At 69.4% G+C, this 19,344-nt stretch carries 14 protein-coding genes; 12 read left to right on the forward strand and 2 right to left on the reverse strand.

The features are described 5' to 3' along the window. Positions 1–71: 71 nt before the first annotated feature. From rplK to BJ975_RS00790, 7 genes are all read left to right on the forward strand, one after another. Positions 72–503 carry a 50S ribosomal protein L11 gene (gene rplK / locus BJ975_RS00760; protein ID WP_179422695.1) on the forward strand — a complete coding sequence of 144 codons (432 nt, stop codon included), beginning with the start codon at positions 72–74 and terminating at the stop codon, positions 501–503. A gap of 73 nt (positions 504–576) precedes the next feature. Next, the gene (gene rplA, locus BJ975_RS00765; RefSeq protein WP_179422697.1) at positions 577–1,293 is read left to right on the forward strand and encodes a 50S ribosomal protein L1; all 717 of its coding nucleotides are present in this window, start codon (positions 577–579) and stop codon (positions 1,291–1,293) included. A gap of 98 nt (positions 1,294–1,391) precedes the next feature. After that, positions 1,392–2,231 carry a hypothetical protein gene (locus BJ975_RS00770; protein WP_179422699.1) on the forward strand — a complete coding sequence of 280 codons (840 nt, stop codon included), beginning with the start codon at positions 1,392–1,394 and terminating at the stop codon, positions 2,229–2,231. A gap of 216 nt (positions 2,232–2,447) precedes the next feature. Beyond that, positions 2,448–3,083 (forward strand): 50S ribosomal protein L10, encoded by a 636-nt coding sequence (gene rplJ / locus BJ975_RS00775; RefSeq protein ID WP_179422701.1) that lies wholly within the window; start codon positions 2,448–2,450, stop codon positions 3,081–3,083. A gap of 57 nt (positions 3,084–3,140) precedes the next feature. Next, positions 3,141–3,533: a 50S ribosomal protein L7/L12 gene (gene rplL, locus BJ975_RS00780; protein WP_179422703.1), complete on the forward strand. Its 393-nt coding sequence runs from the start codon at positions 3,141–3,143 to the stop codon at positions 3,531–3,533. 366 nt (positions 3,534–3,899) lie between these two features. After that, complete coding sequence (rpoB, locus tag BJ975_RS00785) at positions 3,900–7,442, forward strand: DNA-directed RNA polymerase subunit beta (RefSeq protein WP_179422705.1); 3,543 nt, start codon at positions 3,900–3,902, stop codon at positions 7,440–7,442. Positions 7,443–7,483: 41 nt separating this feature from the next. Continuing rightward, a complete protein-coding gene (locus BJ975_RS00790; RefSeq protein ID WP_179422707.1) occupies positions 7,484–11,308 on the forward strand; it encodes a DNA-directed RNA polymerase subunit beta' in 3,825 nt (1,274 codons plus the stop codon). 66 nt (positions 11,309–11,374) lie between these two features. On the opposite strand, the gene BJ975_RS00795 is transcribed toward BJ975_RS00790, so the two are convergent. Together BJ975_RS00795 and BJ975_RS00800 are read right to left on the reverse strand one after the other, a co-directional pair. Next, on the reverse strand, positions 11,375–12,532 hold the full coding sequence (locus BJ975_RS00795; RefSeq protein ID WP_179422709.1) for an acyltransferase family protein: 1,158 nt from the start codon (positions 12,530–12,532) through the stop codon (positions 11,375–11,377). A 136-nt stretch (positions 12,533–12,668) separates the two neighbouring features. Beyond that, complete coding sequence (locus BJ975_RS00800) at positions 12,669–13,778, reverse strand: hypothetical protein (RefSeq protein WP_179422711.1); 1,110 nt, start codon at positions 13,776–13,778, stop codon at positions 12,669–12,671. A 104-nt stretch (positions 13,779–13,882) separates the two neighbouring features. Here BJ975_RS00800 and BJ975_RS00805 point away from each other — a divergent pair, with 104 nt between their 5' ends. The 5 genes from BJ975_RS00805 to rpsG all read left to right on the forward strand — a co-directional run bounded on the left by BJ975_RS00805 (position 13,883) and on the right by rpsG (position 19,282). After that, positions 13,883–14,632 carry a GntR family transcriptional regulator gene (locus BJ975_RS00805; protein ID WP_179422713.1) on the forward strand — a complete coding sequence of 250 codons (750 nt, stop codon included), beginning with the start codon at positions 13,883–13,885 and terminating at the stop codon, positions 14,630–14,632. Then, complete coding sequence (locus tag BJ975_RS00810; protein WP_179422715.1) at positions 14,629–17,463, forward strand: FAD-binding and (Fe-S)-binding domain-containing protein; 2,835 nt, start codon at positions 14,629–14,631, stop codon at positions 17,461–17,463. Before BJ975_RS00805 ends, BJ975_RS00810 begins: the two co-directional genes overlap by 4 nt. 10 nt (positions 17,464–17,473) lie before the next feature. After that, a complete protein-coding gene (locus tag BJ975_RS00815) occupies positions 17,474–18,205 on the forward strand; it encodes a maleylpyruvate isomerase family mycothiol-dependent enzyme (RefSeq protein ID WP_179422717.1) in 732 nt (243 codons plus the stop codon). Positions 18,206–18,437: 232 nt separating this feature from the next. Continuing rightward, positions 18,438–18,812 (forward strand): 30S ribosomal protein S12, encoded by a 375-nt coding sequence (rpsL, locus tag BJ975_RS00820; RefSeq protein WP_019143662.1) that lies wholly within the window; start codon positions 18,438–18,440, stop codon positions 18,810–18,812. Beyond that, on the forward strand, positions 18,812–19,282 hold the full coding sequence (gene rpsG / locus BJ975_RS00825; protein WP_179422719.1) for a 30S ribosomal protein S7: 471 nt from the start codon (positions 18,812–18,814) through the stop codon (positions 19,280–19,282). Before rpsL ends, rpsG begins: the two co-directional genes overlap by 1 nt. Positions 19,283–19,344 lie beyond the last annotated feature (62 nt).

A 19,344-nucleotide genomic window follows, 5' to 3' on the forward strand; every position in this document is an offset into this window, starting at 1 on the left:
TCAAAGGTCGGTCGCCGAGCCGTTCGAGCGGTGACGGACACAGAACGCACAACCAGTTAGAAGGACCCGAAATGCCTCCCAAGAAGAAGGTCGCAGCTGTCGTCAAGGTGCAGCTGCAGGCCGGCCAGGCCAACCCGGCGCCGCCCGTCGGCACCGCGCTCGGCCCGCACGGCGTCAACATCATGGACTTCTGCAAGGCGTACAACGCCCAGACCGAGTCCATGCGCGGCAACGTCGTCCCCGTCGAGATCACGATCTACGAGGACCGCTCGTTCACCTTCATCACGAAGACGCCGCCGGCCGCCGAGCTGATCAAGAAGGCCGCCGGCCTGTCGAAGGGCTCGTCCGTCCCGAACAAGGACAAGGTCGGCAAGCTCACCAAGGATCAGGTGCGCGAGATCGCCCAGACGAAGATGCCCGACATCAACGCCAACGACATCGACGGCGCCATGAAGATCGTCGAGGGAACCGCCCGCTCCATGGGCGTCACCATCGACGGCTGAACCACCCCGAACATCCCCCGTGGAAGGGCCAGCTGGGCCCGCACCACACCTGGTACAGAGAGAGAAGCCAGTCATGACACAGCGCAGCAAGGCGTACCGCGCCGTCGCCGAGAAGATCGACCGCGACGCGCTCTACACGCCGCTCCAGGCCACCACCCTGGCCAAGGAGTCCGGCTCCACCAAGTACGACTCGACCGTCGACGCCGTCGTGCGTCTCGGCGTCGATCCCCGCAAGGCGGACCAGATGGTGCGTGGCACCGTCAACCTGCCGCACGGGACCGGCAAGACCGCCCGGGTCCTGGTCTTCGCCACCGGCGCCAACGCCGATGCCGCTCGTGAGGCCGGTGCCGACTTCGTCGGTGCCGACGAGCTCGTCGACAAGATCAACGAGGGCTGGCTCGACTTCGACGCCGTCGTCGCCACGCCCGACATGATGGGCAAGGTCGGCCGCCTCGGTCGTGTCCTCGGCCCCCGCAACCTGATGCCGAACCCCAAGACCGGCACCGTCACCACCGACGTGGCCAAGGCCGTCGGCGACATCAAGGGCGGCAAGATCGAGTTCCGCGTGGACCGTCACGCCAACGTCCACTTCATCGTGGGCAAGGCGTCGTTCTCGGCCGAGCAGCTCGCCGAGAACTACGGCACCGCCATCGAGGAGATCCTGCGTCTCAAGCCGGCCAGCTCGAAGGGCCGCTACATCAAGCGCGCCACGATCTCCACCACGAACGGCCCCGGCATCCCGGTCGACCCCTCGCGCTCGCGCAACTGGGCGGTCGACGAGGAGGCCTGAGCCTTCACGTTCACCCGACGACGCCGTCCTCCTCGCGAGGGCGGCGTCGTCGCGTTCGCATGCAGGGCTGGTGGGTCCCGCCGGGTAGGGTCGGCGGCATGAGGAAGACGCTCGGGATCTCGCTCGCCGCCGGCCTGCTGGCACTCACCTCCGCCTGTGGCGGCTCCGGGGACGGTGACACCACGCCGGCCGCCTCCGACGGCCCCAGCGCCGCGGCCGCCGCGAAGGAGCCGGCCGCGGCTCCGGCCGAGGGCGAGCTCACGCAGGACAACTTCGTCGAGCGCCTCAGCGCGGCCCAGCTCGAGGCCGGCAGCGCCCACATGGAGATGACCTCCGGCATGGGCGGCCAGTCCATCACGATGAACGGCGACGTGCAGATGGCCGAGTCGGTCACCGACTCCGCCTCGCACCTCACGATGGACATGGGCGCGATGACGATGGACCTGCGCCTGGTCGAGGGCGTGATGTACCTCAAGATGGGCGAGATGACCGGCGGCAAGTACGCCAAGATCGACCTCACCGATCCCGACAGCCCGCTGGCGAAGCAGTACGGCTCGATGGCCGACCAGGCCGACCCCACGGCGCAGCTGGAGACCTTCAAGTCCGCGCTGGTCGAGTTCGACAACCAGGGCGACGGCGGCCAGGTCGACGGCGTCGACACGACGAGGATCGAGGTCGCGGTCGACACCGCCAAGGTGCTCGAGGAGCAGGGCCAGCAGCTGCCGAAGTCGATGCCGAAGGAGCTGCGCTACGTCATGCACGTCGGCGCCGACGACCTCCTGCGCAAGATGACGATGGACCTGGCCGGCACCGAGAGCACCATCACCTGGAGCAAGTGGGGTGAGCCCGTCGAGGTCGAGGCCCCGGCCAAGGACGAGATCTCGGACATGAAGGGCCTCGGCGCGTTCCCGACCGCCGACCCCACGCGCGAGGGCTGAGCGACCCCGATTTGGAGGAACCACCGGCGGCCGCCTAGACTGGACGAGCCGAAGACCGCCGGTGGTGTCTCCCACGAGTCACCCGAAGTGCCCGAGAGGGCGACCTGCGCAGGTGCAGATCAGGGTTCGTCCCTGCGTTCACACGAGCGTCCTGTGCCAGTGGCACGGGACGCTCTTCTCGTGCAGGTGGTCTTCGCATGACAGTGAAGGAGACCCATGGCACGCCCGGACAAGGCAGCAGCCGTCGCCGAGCTCGCGGACAGCTTCCGCGAGTCCAACGGCGCGGTGCTCACCGAGTACCGCGGCCTCAACGTCAAGCAGCTGCAGGATCTGCGGCGCGCGCTTGGCGATGCCGCGAGCTATGCCGTCGCCAAGAACACGCTGACCAAGATCGCCGCGAGGGATGCCGGCCTCGAGCTCGACGAGTCGTTGCTCACCGGTCCCACCGCGATCGCCTTCATCACGGGCGATCCGGTCGATGCGGCGAAGGGTCTGCGCGACTTCGCGAAGGCTAACCCCGCTCTCGTCCTGAAGGGCGGCTTCCTCGAGGGGAAGACGCTCTCCGCCGACGAGATCAACAAGCTGGCCGACCTCGAGTCGCGCGAGGTCCTCCTCGCCAAGCTCGCTGGTGGCCTCAAGGCCAACCTGGCCAAGGCCGCGGGGCTGTTCAACGCCCCGCTGTCGCAGGCGGCCCGCACCATCGCGGCGCTGCAGGCGAAGGCCGAAGCCGATCCGTCGGTCCTGGCTGCGGGTGCTCCCGCCGCCGAGACCGCCGAGCAGGCACCCGCCGACGAGGCCCCCGCGGCCGAGTCGGACACCGAGAACGTCGAGACCGACGTCACCGAGGGCTGAACCGCCCGATTCCCATCGGGACCCCCTCGGGGTCTCATTGCAGAAAGGACGCCAATCATGGCGAAGCTGAGCACCGACGAGCTGTTGGATGCCTTCAAGGAGATGACGCTGATCGAGCTCTCGGAGTTCGTGAAGCAGTTCGAGGAGACCTTCGAGGTCACCGCCGCCGCTCCGGTGGCCGTGGCTGCCGCGGGCGCTCCCGCCGCTGGTGGCGGCGACGCCGCCGCCGCTGAGGAGAAGGACGAGTTCGACGTCGTCCTCGAGTCGGCCGGCGACAAGAAGATCCAGGTCATCAAGGAGGTCCGTGGCCTCACGAGCCTGGGCCTGAAGGAGGCCAAGGACCTCGTCGAGGGCGCCCCCAAGGCCGTCCTCGAGGGTGTCAACAAGGAGACCGCCGACAAGGCCAAGGAGGCCCTCGAGGCCGCCGGCGCCACGATCACCCTCAAGTGATCTTCGGCTGACTGCTCGCGCGAAGGCGCTCGTTCCCCTCGGGGGACGGGCGTCTTCGCCGTTTCCGGGGGAGTGTCGAATTCGCCGGGAGCAAAGGGGAAACGAATGATCGTTCCCGATCATCGCGCCGATGTCAAGACCCGGGGTTGATATCGGAGTGTCGGCGCGATAGGCTTGAGGTTCGCGCCCACTTTGTCATGCCCTGGTTCCGTCCTGCTCGCTGTGTGCAGGACTTGACGGGGCTCCCGAAGCGTGCGCGCACACGGCACCAGCCGTGTGGTGGAGCGGCACGAGCCGCTCGACGACAACTGAAGAGTACAGAACCGCCACGTTCACCGCATGCGAGTTCCTTCGGAAGGACTTCTCTTGGCCGCCTCGCGTACCGCCGCACCCACGAACACCACCTCGCGCATCTCGTTCGCGAAGATCGCCGAACCGCTCGAGGTTCCTGAGCTTCTCTCCCTGCAGACCGACAGCTTCGACTGGCTGATCGGCAGCGATGCCTGGCGCGAGCGCGTCGAGGCCGATCTGGCCGCCGGGCGCAACGACGTCTCCGGCAAGTCCGGCCTGGAGGAGATCTTCGAGGAGATCAGCCCCATCGAGGACTTCTCCGAGACGATGAGCCTGTCCTTCCGCGACCACCGCTTCGAGCCCGCGAAGTACTCGGTCGAGGACTGCAAGGACCGCGACGTCACGTACGCCGCCCCCCTGTTCGTCACCGCCGAGTTCATGAACAACGAGACCGGCGAGATCAAGAGCCAGACCGTCTTCATGGGCGAGTTCCCGCTCATGACCGACAAGGGCACCTTCATCATCAACGGCACCGAGCGTGTCGTCGTCTCCCAGCTCGTCCGCTCGCCGGGCGTCTACTTCGAGCGCACCCCCGACAAGACGTCCGACAAGGACATCTTCACGGCGCGCGTCATCCCGTCGCGCGGTGCGTGGCTGGAGTTCGAGATCGACAAGCGCGACATCGTCGGCGTCCGTCTCGACCGCAAGCGCAAGCAGTCCGTCACGATGCTCCTCAAGGCCCTCGGGTTCACCGAGGAGCGCATCGTCGAGGAGTTCGGCCAGTACGAGTCGATCCGCATCACGATGGAGAAGGACTCCGTCCGCAGCGAGATCGTGCGCGAGGAGCTCGAGAAGAAGGCCCGCGACACCGCCGTCACCAACGAGATGGTCGACGCCGAGGTCACCCGCCGCTCGCTCATCGACATCTACCGCAAGCTGCGTCCGGGCGAGCCGCCGAGCGTCGAGGCCGCGCAGACCCTGCTGGAGAACTACTACTTCAACCCGAAGCGGTACGACACGGCCAAGGTCGGTCGCCACAAGATCAACAAGAAGCTCGGCACCGACGCCGCGTTCGACCAGCAGACGCTGACGCTCGACGACATCGTCGCCACGATCCGCTACGTCGTGGCCCTCCACGACGGCGCCACCGAGCTCGAGACCCCGGCCGGCACCGTCCCGGTCGAGGCCGACGACATCGACCACTTCGGCAACCGTCGCATGCGCACGGTCGGCGAGCTGATCCAGAACCAGCTCCGCACCGGCCTGGCCCGCATGGAGCGCGTCGTGCGCGAGCGGATGACGACCCAGGACGTCGAGGCGATCACGCCGCAGACCCTGATCAACATCCGTCCGATCACGGCGGCGCTGAAGGAGTTCTTCGGCACCAGCCAGCTGTCGCAGTTCATGGACCAGAACAACCCGCTCGCGGGCCTGACGCACAAGCGTCGTCTGTCGGCCCTCGGCCCGGGTGGTCTGTCGCGTGAGCGCGCCGGCTACGAGGTCCGCGACGTCCACCCGTCGCACTACGGCCGCATGTGCCCGATCGAAACGCCCGAGGGCCCGAACATCGGCCTGATCGGCTCGCTCGCGTCGTTCGGACGGATCAACCCGTTCGGCTTCGTCGAGACGCCGTACCGCCGCGTCGTCGACGGCAAGGTCAGCGACCAGATCGACTACCTGACCGCCACCGACGAGGACCGCTACATCGTCGCGCAGGCGAACTCGGTCCTCAACGAGGACGGCACGTTCGCCGAGGACGCCGTGCTGGTGCGCCAGCGTGGCGGCGAGGCCGAGCTCCGCCCGGCCGGCGAGGTCGACTACATGGACGTCTCGCCGCGCCAGATGGTGTCGGTCGCGACCGCGCTGATCCCGTTCCTCGAGCACGACGACGCGAACCGCGCGCTCATGGGCGCCAACATGCAGCGTCAGGCCGTGCCGCTGATCCGCAACGACGCGCCGCTGGTCGGCACCGGCATGGAGTTCCGTGCCGCCGTCGACGCCGGCGACGTCACCGTCGCCAAGAAGGCCGGCGTCGTCAAGGAGGTCTCCGCCGATCTCGTCGAGATCATGGAGGACGAGGGCACGTACACCACGTACCGCCTGGCGAAGTTCCGTCGCTCGAACCAGGGCACCTGCACGAACCAGCGTCCGCTGGTGCGCGAGGGCCAGCGGGTCGAGGTCGGCACGCCGCTGGCCGACGGCCCCTGCACCGACGAGGGCGAGATGGCGCTGGGCACCAACCTGCTCGTCGCCTTCATGCCCTGGCAGGGTCACAACTACGAGGACGCGATCATCCTGTCCCAGCGCGTCGTCCAGGACGACCTGCTGACCTCGATCCACATCGAGGAGCACGAGGTCGACGCCCGCGACACCAAGCTGGGCCCCGAGGAGATCACGCGCGACGTCCCGAACGTCAGCGAGGAGACCCTCGCGAACCTCGACGAGCGCGGCATCATCCGCATCGGCGCCGAGGTCGGCAACGGCGACATCCTCGTCGGCAAGGTCACGCCCAAGGGCGAGACCGAGCTGACCCCCGAGGAGCGCCTGCTCCGCGCGATCTTCGGCGAGAAGGCGCGCGAGGTGCGCGACACGTCGCTCAAGGTCCCGCACGGCGAGTCCGGCACCGTCATCGGCGTCCGCGTCTTCGACGCGTCCGAGGGTGACGAGCTGAGCCCCGGCGTGAACCAGCTGGTCCGCGTCTACGTGGCCCAGAAGCGCAAGATCAGCCACGGCGACAAGCTCGCCGGCCGCCACGGCAACAAGGGCGTCATCGCCAAGATCCTGCCCGTCGAGGACATGCCGTTCCTCGAGGACGGATCGCCGGTCGACATCGTCCTGAACCCGCTCGGCGTGCCCGGCCGCATGAACGTGGGCCAGGTCCTGGAGACCCACCTCGGGTGGATCGCCAAGGCCGGCTGGGAGGTCCCCGACTCCACCAAGGAGGAGTGGGCCGAGCGCCTGCGCAAGATCGGTGCCGACTCGGCCGACCCGAACACGAACATCGCCACCCCGGTGTTCGACGGTGCTCGCGAGGACGAGATCTCCGGTCTGCTGTCCAACACGCGTCCGAACCGCGACGGCGACCGCATGGTCGGCCCCGACGGCAAGGCGCGCCTGTTCGACGGTCGCACCGGCGAGCGGTTCCCGGATCCGATCAGCGTCGGCTACATGTACATGCTGAAGCTGCACCACCTGGTCGACGACAAGATCCACGCGCGCTCGACCGGCCCGTACTCGATGATCACCCAGCAGCCGCTCGGCGGTAAGGCCCAGTTCGGTGGCCAGCGCTTCGGTGAGATGGAGGTCTGGGCCCTCGAGGCCTACGGCGCCGCGTACGCGCTGCAGGAGCTGCTGACGATCAAGTCCGACGACATCGTCGGCCGCGTCAAGGTGTACGAAGCCATCGTGAAGGGCGAGAACGTTCCCGAGCCGGGCATCCCGGAGTCGTTCAAGGTTCTCGTCAAGGAGATGCAGTCGCTGTGTCTCAACGTCGAAGTGCTCTCGGCCGACGGCACCGCCGTCGAGATGAAGGACTCCGAGGAGGAGTTCTTCCGCGCCGCCGAGGAGCTCGGTATCGACCTGTCCCGCCGCGAGCCGTCGTCCGTCGACGAGCTCTGAGTCCGGACTCCACACACCTTTCGAAAGGGAAAGAAGACACCGTGCTCGACGTGAACTTCTTCGATCAGCTCAAGATCGGTCTCGCGACCGCCGACGACATCCGCAACTGGTCGTTCGGCGAGGTCAAGAAGCCGGAGACGATCAACTACCGCACGCTCAAGCCCGAGCGTGACGGACTCTTCTGCGAGAAGATCTTCGGTCCCACCCGGGACTGGGAGTGCTACTGCGGCAAGTACAAGCGCGTGCGCTTCAAGGGCATCATCTGTGAGCGCTGCGGCGTCGAGGTGACCCGCTCCAAGGTGCGCCGTGAGCGGATGGGCCACATCGAGCTCGCCGCCCCGGTCACGCACATCTGGTACTTCAAGGGCGTGCCGAGCCGGCTGGGCTACCTGCTGGACCTCGCCCCGAAGGACCTGGAGAAGGTCATCTACTTCGCGGCCTACATGATCACCTCGGTCGACGAGGACGCGCGTCACCGCGACCTCGACAGCCTCGAGGGTCGGATCCGTCAGGAGATCGACCAGATCGAGAACCGCAAGAACGACGCGATCAACACTCGGGCCGTCAAGCTCGAGGAGGACGTCGCGGCGCTCGAGGCCGAGGACGCCAAGGCGGCCGAGCTGCGCAAGGTCCGCGACGCGGCCGAGCGCGAGATGGGCCAGCTGCGCGACCGTCACGACCGTGAGATCGCGCGCATCCAGGAGGTCTGGGACCGGTTCAAGAACCTCAAGGTCCAAGACCTCGAGGGTGACGAGCTGCTCTTCCGCGAGATGCAGTACCGCTTCGGCAAGTACTTCGAGGGCTTCATGGGCGCCGCGGCGATCCAGAAGCGCCTCCAGGACTTCGACCTCCAGGCCGAGGCCGAGTCGCTGCGCGAGATCATCGCCACGGGCAAGGGCCAGCGCAAGACGCGTGCCCTCAAGCGCCTCAAGGTCGTCTCGGCCTTCATGGGCAGCGAGAACAACCCGGCGGGCATGGTCCTGGACGCCGTCCCGGTGATCCCGCCGGAGCTGCGCCCGATGGTCCAGCTCGACGGTGGCCGCTTCGCGACCTCCGACCTCAACGACCTGTACCGCCGCGTGATCAACCGCAACAACCGCCTCAAGCGGCTGCTCGACCTCGGCGCGCCCGAGATCATCGTCAACAACGAGAAGCGGATGCTGCAGGAGGCCGTCGACTCGCTGTTCGACAACGGCCGTCGTGGCCGTCCCGTCACGGGTCCGGGCAACCGTCCGCTGAAGTCGATCTCCGACATGCTCGAGGGCAAGCAGGGTCGCTTCCGTCAGAACCTGCTCGGCAAGCGCGTCGACTACTCGGGCCGTTCGGTCATCGTCGTCGGCCCGCAGCTCAAGCTGCACCAGTGCGGTCTGCCCAAGCAGATGGCGCTCGAGCTGTTCAAGCCGTTCGTGATGAAGCGTCTGGTCGACCTGAACCACGCGCAGAACATCAAGAGCGCCAAGCGCATGGTCGAGCGGGCCCGCCCGGTCGTGTGGGACGTCCTCGAAGAGGTCATCACCGAGCACCCCGTGCTGCTGAACCGCGCGCCCACCCTGCACCGTCTGGGCATCCAGGCGTTCGAGCCGCAGCTCATCGAGGGCAAGGCCATCCAGATCCACCCGCTCGTCTGCTCGGCCTTCAACGCCGACTTCGACGGTGACCAGATGGCCGTGCACCTGCCGCTGAGCGCCGAGGCGCAGGCCGAGGCCCGCGTCCTGATGCTCTCGACGAACAACATCCTCAAGCCGTCGGACGGCCGTCCGGTGACCATGCCCACCCAGGACATGATCATCGGCCTGTACTTCCTGACCCTGGACCGTGACGGTCACGTGGGCGAGGGTCGTGCGTTCAGCTCGCCGGCCGAGGCGACGATGGCGTTCGAGCGTGGCGAGATCACGCTGCAGAGCAAGGTGAAGATCCGCATCGACGGCGAGATCCGCGAGACCACGCTCGGCCGCGCGATCTTCAACGACGCCCTGCCGCAGGACTACCCGTTCGTCAACTTCCAGGTCGGCAAGAAGGAGCTCGGCGTCATCGTCAACGACCTCGCCGAGCGCTACAGCAAGGTCGACGTGGCCGTCGCGCTGGACAACCTGAAGGACGCCGGCTTCCACTGGGCGACCCGCTCGGGCGTGACGATCTCGATGGACGACGTCGTCAGCCCCGAGGAGAAGGGCAAGATCCTCGAGAAGTACGAGGGTCAGGCCGCCAAGGTTCAGCAGCAGTTCGACCGCGGTCTCATCACCGAGGACGAGCGTCGCCAGGAGCTCATCGAGATCTGGACCCAGGCCACGGCCGAGGTCGCGGGCACGATGGAGGAGATGTTCAAGGCCAGCGGGGACAACCCGATCTGGATGATGGTCAACTCCGGTGCGCGAGGCAACATGATGCAGCTGCGTCAGATCGCCGCCATGCGAGGCCTGGTCGCCAACCCGAAGGGCGAGATCATCCCGCGCCCGATCAAGGCGAACTACCGCGAGGGCCTGTCGGTCGTCGAGTACTTCATCGCGACCCACGGTGCTCGCAAGGGCCTGGCCGACACCGCGCTGCGCACGGCCGACTCGGGCTACCTGACCCGTCGTCTGGTCGACGTCAGCCAGGACGTCATCATCCGCGAGGAGGACTGCGGCACCGAGCGTGGTCTGCCCAAGGTGATCGCGACGCGTCTCGACGACGGCACCCTCGTCGCCGCCGAGAACGTCGAGACGTCGGCCTACGCCCGCAACGCCGCGGTGGACATCGTCCACCCGGAGTCGGGCGAGGTCCTGGTCGGTGCGGGTGAGGACCTCGGCGACGTCGAGATCAACCACCTCATCGCGTCGGGTGTGGAGACGATCAAGGTGCGCACGGTCCTGACCTGCGACGCCAAGACCGGCACCTGCGCCAAGTGCTACGGCCGTTCGCTGGCCACCGGCAAGCTCGTCGACATCGGCGAGGCCGTCGGCACCATCGCGGCCCAGTCGATCGGTGAGCCCGGCACCCAGCTGACGATGCGTACCTTCCACACCGGTGGTGTGGCCGGTGACGACATCACGCACGGCCTGCCGCGCGTCGTGGAGCTCTTCGAGGCCCGTCAGCCCAAGGGCAAGGCCCCGATCACCGAGGCCGCGGGCCGCATCACGATCGACGACACCGACAAGGGTCGCAAGATCGTGGTCACGCCCGACGACGGCGCCGAGCCGATGGAGTACCCGGTCACCAAGCGTGCGCGCCTGCTGGTCCAGGACAACGACTCCGTCGAGGTCGGTCAGCAGCTCACGCACGGTACGCCCGATCCGCAGGAGGTCCTGCGCATCCTGGGTGTCCGCAAGGCGCAGGAGCACCTCGTGGACGAGGTCCAGGAGGTCTACCGCAGCCAGGGCGTGGCGATCCACGACAAGCACATCGAGATCATCGTGCGCCAGATGCTCCGTCGCGTGACGGTCATCGAGCAGGGTGACGCCAAGCTCATCCCCGGCGATCTCGCGGACCGCGCGATCTTCGAGGAGGAGAACCGTCGCGTCGTGGCCGAGGGCGGCACCCCCGCCTCGGGCCGTCCGGTCCTGATGGGCATCACGAAGGCCTCGCTGGCCGTCGAGTCCTGGCTGTCGGCCGCCTCCTTCCAGGAGACGACCCGCGTCCTCACCGAGGCCGCGATCCAGGGCAAGTCGGACTCGCTGCGCGGTCTGAAGGAGAACATCATCATCGGCAAGCTGATCCCGGCCGGCACCGGCCTGGAGCGGTACCGCAACATCCGGGTCGAGCCCACCGAGGAGGCGCGTCAGAACGCCTACGCGGTCACGGGCTACGACAGCTTCGACTACCAGTTCGGAGCCTCGGACGCGGCGCCGGTGGCGTTGGACGACTACGACTTCAGCTTCGACAGCTGAGTCAACGCGAAGGGGCCCTGCCGATCGGCAGGGCCCCTTCGTCATGCCCGGGCGGAGGCGCCGGGCTCAGCGGAGGTGGTGGTGACTCGGCGGCCGGTGCGCACGGCGGGGGAGGGTGCGCTCGACGCCGCGGTCCCACACGTCGGGGTGATCGCCCGGGAGGTGCTGGGTGTCCTCGCTCGGGTCGCGGAACATCCACGTCAGTCGCGGCTCGAAGACCGGGCGGAATACCGTGGCGACCGGCTTCGTCATGAGCAGGTTGGCCACGATCGTCGCGGTGGCGATGCAGCCCAGCACGGCGGTGGCGCCGTAGGGCTCGATGCGCTGCCACAGGTCGAAGTGACGGTCGAGCCACAGGATGACGAAGCCGTGCAGCAGGTAGCAGTAGAAGGTGCGCCCGCCCATCGTCGTGGTCCACGAGCGGCCCCGCGGCACGAGCGAGAGGGCGGCCAGCGTGAGCACGAAGGCGATCACGAGCAGCAGCGCCCGGATCGCGATGCCCTCGAGCGGACCCGCGCCGAGCTCGTCGTAGCGGGCCTTCCACAGCAGCCACGTCGTGAGCGGCCAGCGGTCGGCCCAGGACTGCGCGAACGCCAGGCAGACGACGAAGGAGCCGCCCAGCAGCACCGCCGCGACGATGCGGTTGCGCGCGTGACCCAGCCACAGGAAGACCTCGCGGTCGAAGTGCAGCCCGATGACGTAGAACGGCAGCAGGCCGAGGACCTTCGGCAGCGCCAGCACGTTGGGGATCTCGATGAGGCCGGCGAGCAGGGAGATCAGCACGGCGGTGGTGATCGGGTACTTCAGGGCCCGCCAGATGGGGGTCGTCAGACGCCAGATGAACAGGGCGGCCAGGAACCAGCCGAGCCACTGCGGCGACAGGATCATGAAGTGCTCGGGCTCGCCGTCGTAGTGGCGGGTGATCAGCTGCAGGCCGGTCTCGACGATGAGGTACGGCACGATCAGGGTCGACACGATGCGCCGGATCTGGCGGAAGTCGCCCACGTAGTGACGAGCCGTGTAGCCCGAGATCAGCACGAAGAACGGCATGTGGAACAGGTAGATCCACGTGTAGACGCCGCGGGCGGAGTCCATCACCACCAGCTCGGTCAGGGAGTGGCCGATGACGACCAGGAGCATGACCCAGTACCGCGCGTTGTCGAGGTAGGCGACGCGCTCCTTGGGTGCAGAGGTGCTGACCGGCAGCGGATCGAGACGACTCATCGCGCCACCGCCTCACGAAGCGCAGGGTAGGCCGGAGGCGCGATTCGGGCCTCTGCATCGTTCACTCGCTGACGCTCGCTCATCGCCTCAACCCTAGAGGCTCAGCCGTCCCTCGACAGCCCGAGCGAGCCGGGGCTCAGGACGCGGGGTTGAGGAACAGCGAGAGGTAGTTGCCGCGTGCCGACAGCGTGTGCACGGTGCGGACCTCGCGACCGTCGGCCCCGGTGCCCCACGTGGAGATGACGACCTCGTTGAGGTCGGCCATCACGTCGCGCTGGACGGTGCCCTCGATGCGCTCGCTGGTGAACCGCTCTGCGACCTCGGTGGCGATCGACGCCCGCAGCGTGGTCATCGTGGCGAACGGCGGGCGCTGCCCCGACAGCAGGACGGTGGCGCTGGACGGCGGCGAGAAGCCGTCGATGACGGGCTCGTCGACCGAGGCGTCCTCGTCCATCTTGGGCCAGATCCAGTCGGTCTTCTCGGCCGTGTCCTCGATGCGCGGCGGGTTGTCGAGGTCCTCGGGCGTCCGGTCCTCCTGGCCGGCGCGCGGGTCGCCGACGTAGGCGACGTCGAGGCGCATGACGGGGCGCTCGAGCGAGGCGAAGTTGCCGGTGCGGGTGGACACGTCGCCGGGATCGACACTCATCCGGACGCGCAGGTCGCGGCCGCCCGGCGTGGTGCCCGAGACGTCGAGCGAGCATCCGGTGACGCGGCGGTCGCTGGCCTTGCAGTAGGCCGAGAGGTCGTCGGTGACGATGCCGGCCTCCGGCAGCAGCACCGACAGCTCGGCCAGCAGCCGGCGGACCACGAGCGTGGGGTTGCCGTCGATGCGCATGAGCGACACGAAGGTGTCGGGCTTCGGCGGGTCCTCGAGGTCCTCGAAGAAGTCGCCCTCGGGCCGGTTGTCGATCGTGGGGGTGGGGGTCGGCGTCTCGGTGGCCTCGGTGCCCTGCTCCTCGGCCTCCTCCGCCTCCTCCAGCGCCTGCTCGGCGCGCACGGCATCGAGCTCGGGCTTGTACGCCGCGATGAGGCGCTCGCTGCGGTAGCGGACGAGCGGGCCCAGCTGGGTGGCGCCGGCGGGCACGCTCAGGCCGTACGCGATCGGGCTGGCCGGGCCGGACTCGTGCGAGTCGATCTCCGGCGGCACGGTCGTCCGGTCGGCGCTGGGCACGCCGGCGTCGGTGGTGCAGCTCGACAGCGTCAGGATCGCCGCCGTCGCGGCGATGGCGGCGGTCAGACGGCGCATCGATCCCCTTGCCAGGTAGTAGGAGAAGTCAAGGGTAGCCGGTGCCGTCGTATGGTTCTGTCCATGCTCGACCCCACCCCGGCGCACCCAGGCCGGGTGTGACCGTGGACACCCGCACCACCGCCACCGACCGCGTCTTCGCCCTGCTGCGCGAGCGCATCGTCGGGGGAGAGCTGGCGGCGGGCTCCCAGCACTCGATCTACCGGCTGTCCGAGCAGCTCGACGTCTCGCGCACGCCGGTCCGCGAGGCGGTGCTGCGGCTGGCCGACCTGGGCCTGGTCGAGATCGAGCGCAACCGCGGGGTCCGCATCCGCGGCGTCACCGTCGCCGACGTGCGCGAGGTCTTCGAGCTGCGGCTGCTCCTGGAGGTCCCGGCCGCCGCGGCCGCCGCGCGGCTGGCCGACCGCGACCTGCGCGAGCGGCTCGCCGCCAACGTGGCAGCCACCCGCGACCACGCCGCCGCGGGCCGCGAGACCGACTTCAGCCGCGTCGACCGCGACTTCCACGCGCTCGTCGCCTCCGCGGCGCGGAACCCGCGTCTCGAGTCCGAGGTCACCCGGCTGCGCGACTCGATCCAGGCCCGGGGCGTCTCCACCTTCGGCCGCTCGCGTCCGCTCGCCGAGGTCGCGGCGGAGCACGAGCCCGTCGCGATCGCGATCGCGGACGGCGATGCCGAGGCCGCCGGACGGGCCATGGCCACCCATCTCGAGCACACCGGCACGCTGCTCATGCACCAGGTGGCCCGGGCGGGGGACGAGGTCGACGACGGCTGGGCCGGGGACGTCCGCGCCGCGGTCGAGGCAGCGGGCAGTAGCATGCTACTGACGGAACCCGCGGACGAAGGACAGTCATGACCACGCCTCCCCTCGAGCGGCTCGAGACCGGTCGCGACGTGCTGGCCCGGCTCGAGCAGTCGGGCGTGCGCGACGTCGACGCCTCGTCGCTGGCCCGCGCGCTCTACAGCTCCGACGCCTCGCTCTACCGCGTCGAGCCCCAGGTGGTCGTCCGGCCGCACGACCTCGACGAGGTCCACGCGGTCGTCGAGGCCTGCCGGGCGTCCGGCACCCCGCTGACCTCGCGCGGCGCGGGCACGTCCATCGCGGGCAACGCCATCGGCACCGGCGTGGTGCTCGACTTCTCGCGCCACATGAACCGCATCCTCGCGATCGACGAGGCCACCCGCACCGCCGAGGTCGAGCCGGGCGTCGTCCACGCGACGCTCCAGCGGGCCGCGGCCCCGGCGGGGCTGCGCTACGGACCCGACCCGTCCACCCACACGCGCTGCACCGTCGGCGGCATGATCGGCAACAACGCCTGCGGCAACCGCGCGCTCGGCTACGGCCGCAGCGCCGACAACGTCGCCGCGCTCGACCTGCTGACGATGGCGGGGGAGCGGTTCCAGGTGGGCCGCGACGTCGCCGTGACCTCGGAGCGGCTCGAGAGCCTGCGCTCTCTCGTCGGCGCGAACCTCTCGACGATCCGCACCGAGTTCGGTCGCTTCGGCCGCCAGGTCTCGGGCTACAGCCTCGAGCACCTGCTGCCCGAGAAGGGCTTCGACGTCGCCTCCTTCATGGCGGGCACCGAGGGCACGCTCGCGGTGATGCTGGGCGCCACCGTCGACCTCGTCGCCGACGCCCCGGTGCGCCACCTCGTCGTCCTGTCGTTCCCGTCGATGGCCGAGGCTGCCGACCACGTGCCGGCGATCCTGCCCTTCGAGCCGATCGCGTGCGAGGGACTCGGTCGCCGCATCGTCGAGGTCTACCGCGCCGCGCACGGTGCCTCGGCGGTGCCGGATCTGCCGCCGGGCGACGGCTACCTCTACGTCGAGCTGGCCGGCGACGACGCGGCCGAGCTGCAGGCGCGCGCCGACCGCGTGGTGCGCGAGTCCGGCGCGATGGGGCACCGCCACGTCACTTCGCCGATCGAGCAGTCGGTGCTGTGGCGGATCCGCGAGGAGGGCGCCGGCCTGGCGTCCCGCGCCTGGGACCGCCCGGCACTCGCCGGCTGGGAGGATGCCGCCGTCCCGCCCGAGCGGCTGGGGGAGTACCTCCGCGGCTTCGAGGCCCTGCTCGACCAGCACGGCCTGCACGGCACGCTGTTCGGCCACTTCGGCGACGGCTGCGTCCACGTGCGCATCGACTTCCCGCTCGACGCGCCCGACGGCCGCCGCGGGTTCCGCTCGTTCCTCACCGACGCCGCCACGCTGGCCGCGACGCACGGCGGCTCCTTCTCCGGTGAGCACGGCGACGGCCGCGCGCGGTCCGAGCTGCTGCCCCTCATGTACTCGCCCGAGGCGGTCGGCCTGTTCGAGCAGGTCAAGCAGGTCTTCGACCCCGACGACCTCATGAACCCCGGCGTCCTCGTGCGTCCGCGTCCCCTCGACGAGGACCTCCGCGGGATGGGCGCCGGGTGGCCGGCCGGCATGCCCGAGCGGCGCCGCAGCCTGCGCCTGCTGCACGACGACGGGGACTTCGGCGCGGCGGTCCACCGCTGCACCGGGGTCGGCAAGTGCCTCGCGGCGCCGGGCGCCGGCGTCATGTGCCCCTCCTTCCAGGCCACCCGCCAGGAGAAGGACTCCACGCGCGGACGCGCGCGCGTGCTGCAGGAGATGGTGGACGGCCGGCTCGTCGACGGCGGCTGGAGCAGCCCCGAGGTCCACGAGGCACTCGACCTGTGCCTGTCGTGCAAGGGCTGCGCCGGCGACTGTCCCACGGGCGTCGACATGGCGACCTACAAGGCCGAGGTACTGCACCAGACGTACAAGGGCAGGATCCGGCCCCGGAGCCACTACGTCCTGGGGCGTCTGCCGATGTGGGCCCGGCTCACCGCGCCGGTGGCGCGGCTGGCGAACCTGGCCCTGCGCGTTCCCGGCCTGGCCCACGTCGCCCGGTGGGTCGCGGGCATCGACCAGCGCCGCAGCATCCCCACCTTCGCGACCCGCACGCTGTCGAAGGTGCTGTCCCGCGAGGAGCGGGCCGCCGGGGGCGACCCGGTGCTGCTGTGGGCCGACTCCTTCACCGAGTACTTCTCCACCGACGCGGGCCGCGCCGCCGTGCGACTGCTGGAGTCGGCGGGCTACGAGATCCGCCTCCTCGAGCGCCAGCAGTGCTGCGGCCTGACCTGGATCTCCACCGGTCAGCTGGACAAGGCGGCCGAGCTGGCGGCGGCGGCCGTCGAGCAGCTGCACCCGTACGTCGAGGCCGGCATCCCGGTGGTGGGCCTCGAGCCCTCGTGCCTGGCCGCCCTGCGCACCGACGCCCCCGAGCTCGTCGACGATCCCCGAGCGGCCGAGGTGGCGAAGGGCGTGTTCACCCTGGCCGAGCTGCTGGCCGACCGCGAGGAGCTCGAGGTCCCCGACCTGTCGGGCCGCACCCTCGTCGTGCAGCCGCACTGCCACCAGGCCTCGGTGATCGGGTTCGACGCCGACCTGCGCCTGCTGTCGCGCACCGGCGCCCACGTCGTGCGCGTCGGCGGCTGCTGCGGACTCGCCGGCAACTTCGGCGTCGAGAAGGGCCACTACGAGGTCTCGGTGGCGGTCGCGGAGCAGCAGCTCATGCCGGCCGTGCGGGAGGCCGGACCCGACGCGATCGTCGTCGCGGACGGGTTCAGCTGCCGCACCCAGCTCGACGACCTGGCCGACGTGCAGGCCGTCCACCTCGCTCAGCTGCTCGTCGGCGACCGGTAGGAAGGGCACCGTGGAAGATCCGCTGATCCTGCTGGGCCGCGAGATGGCCGGCGTCGCCTCCCTCGTCGGACGCATCGAGGGCGACGAGCCCGTGCCCGCCTGTCCCGGATGGACCACCGCCGACCTCGTGCGCCACCTCGGGTCGATCCACCGCTGGGCCGCGGCCATCGTGCTCTCGGGCCAGCGCATCGCCGAGGAGCCCGACGCGCGCGCCACCGAGCCGCTCGACGAGTGGTACGCCGGCACGGCCACGGCGCTGATCGCCGCGCTGCAGGCCGTCGACCCCGACGAGCCCGTCCCCAACTTCGCCCGCATCGACGAGGTCGCCGGCTTCTGGCCGCGCCGCCAGCTGCACGAGACGTGCGTGCACCGGGTCGACCTCGCGCAGGCCCTCGGCCTCCCGGACCTCGCGTTGGACGTCGATCCGCAGGTCGCGGCCGACGGCATCTCCGAGGTCGTGCGCGTCTTCGGCCGTCGGATGACCGAGCGGGGGAGGCGGCCGCGCGTCGACGCGCCCGTCCGCCTCGTCGCGACCGATCTCGACCGCAGCTGGATCGTCGCGCCCGACGAGGACGACCCCGACGGACCTCCGCGACTCGTCCAGCGAGAGATCGACGTCGACGGCGAGGCGGTGGGCACGGCCACCGAGCTGTACCTCGGGCTGTGGGGTCGGATCCCGGCCGCCGCGGTCGCTCCGACGGGTGCCGCCGTCGCGTGGCTGGACGGACCGCGCGTCCCCTGACTCCGGGCTGCTGCCGGCGGCCCGAGGCGATTTGTTTCGACGTGGCGGGCTCGGGTAAGATGGGGAGCCGTGCCCGACGTGAGTCGGCGCGACGTTCGAACGGACAAGGGCCCCTGGCCCGATGATCCGTGATCACGGTGGCCGGATGCCGTCCGTGGTGGAGATCGAGGAAGACCCGCGAGGCCGCATGCGCGCCCGCGATCGAACGGGAGAATTCCCAGGAAGAGGCATAGTGCCCACCATCAACCAGCTTGTCCGCAAGGGCCGCCAGAGCAAGGTCGTCAAGACCAACACCCCGGCCCTCAAGGGTTCGCCCCAGCGGCGTGGCGTGTGCACCCGCGTGTACACCACGACCCCCAAGAAGCCGAACTCCGCGCTGCGGAAGGTCGCTCGTGTGCGTCTGTCCAGTGGCACCGAGGTGACCGCCTACATCCCCGGCGAGGGCCACAACCTCCAGGAGCACTCGATCGTGCTCGTCCGTGGTGGTCGTGTGAAGGACCTCCCCGGTGTTCGTTACAAGATCATTCGCGGCTCCCTCGACACCCAGGGTGTCAAGGGCCGCAAGCAGGCTCGCAGCCGTTACGGCGCGAAGAAGGAGAAGAGCTGATGCCTCGCAAGGGTCCCGCTCCGAAGCGTGCCATCGAGACCGATCCGGTCTACGGAAGCCAGCTGGTCACCCAGCTGATCAACAAGGTGCTGTTCGACGGCAAGAAGCAGGTCGCACAGCGCATCGTCTACACGGCCCTCGAGGGCACGCGTGAGAAGTCCGGCACCGATCCGGTCATCACCCTCAAGCGCGCGCTCGACAACGTCAAGCCCGCCCTCGAGGTCAAGAGCCGCCGCGTCGGCGGTGCGACCTACCAGGTCCCGGTCGACGTCCGTCCCGGCCGCCAGACCACCCTCGCGCTGCGCTGGCTCGTCAAGTACAGCTCCGAGCGTCGCGAGAAGACCATGGCCGAGCGCCTCATGAACGAGCTGCTCGACGCCAGCAACGGCCTCGGTGCCAGCGTGAAGAAGCGCGAGGACACCCACAAGATGGCCGAAGCCAACAAGGCGTTCGCCCACTACCGCTGGTGATCGTGAGCGCGACGACCTCGCGCTCCCACACCGACCCACACCTCCGTAAAGGCTGATCCTCA

This window comes from Aeromicrobium tamlense, from assembly GCF_013408555.1.
In the GTDB taxonomy this organism is placed as follows: domain Bacteria; phylum Actinomycetota; class Actinomycetes; order Propionibacteriales; family Nocardioidaceae; genus Aeromicrobium; species Aeromicrobium tamlense.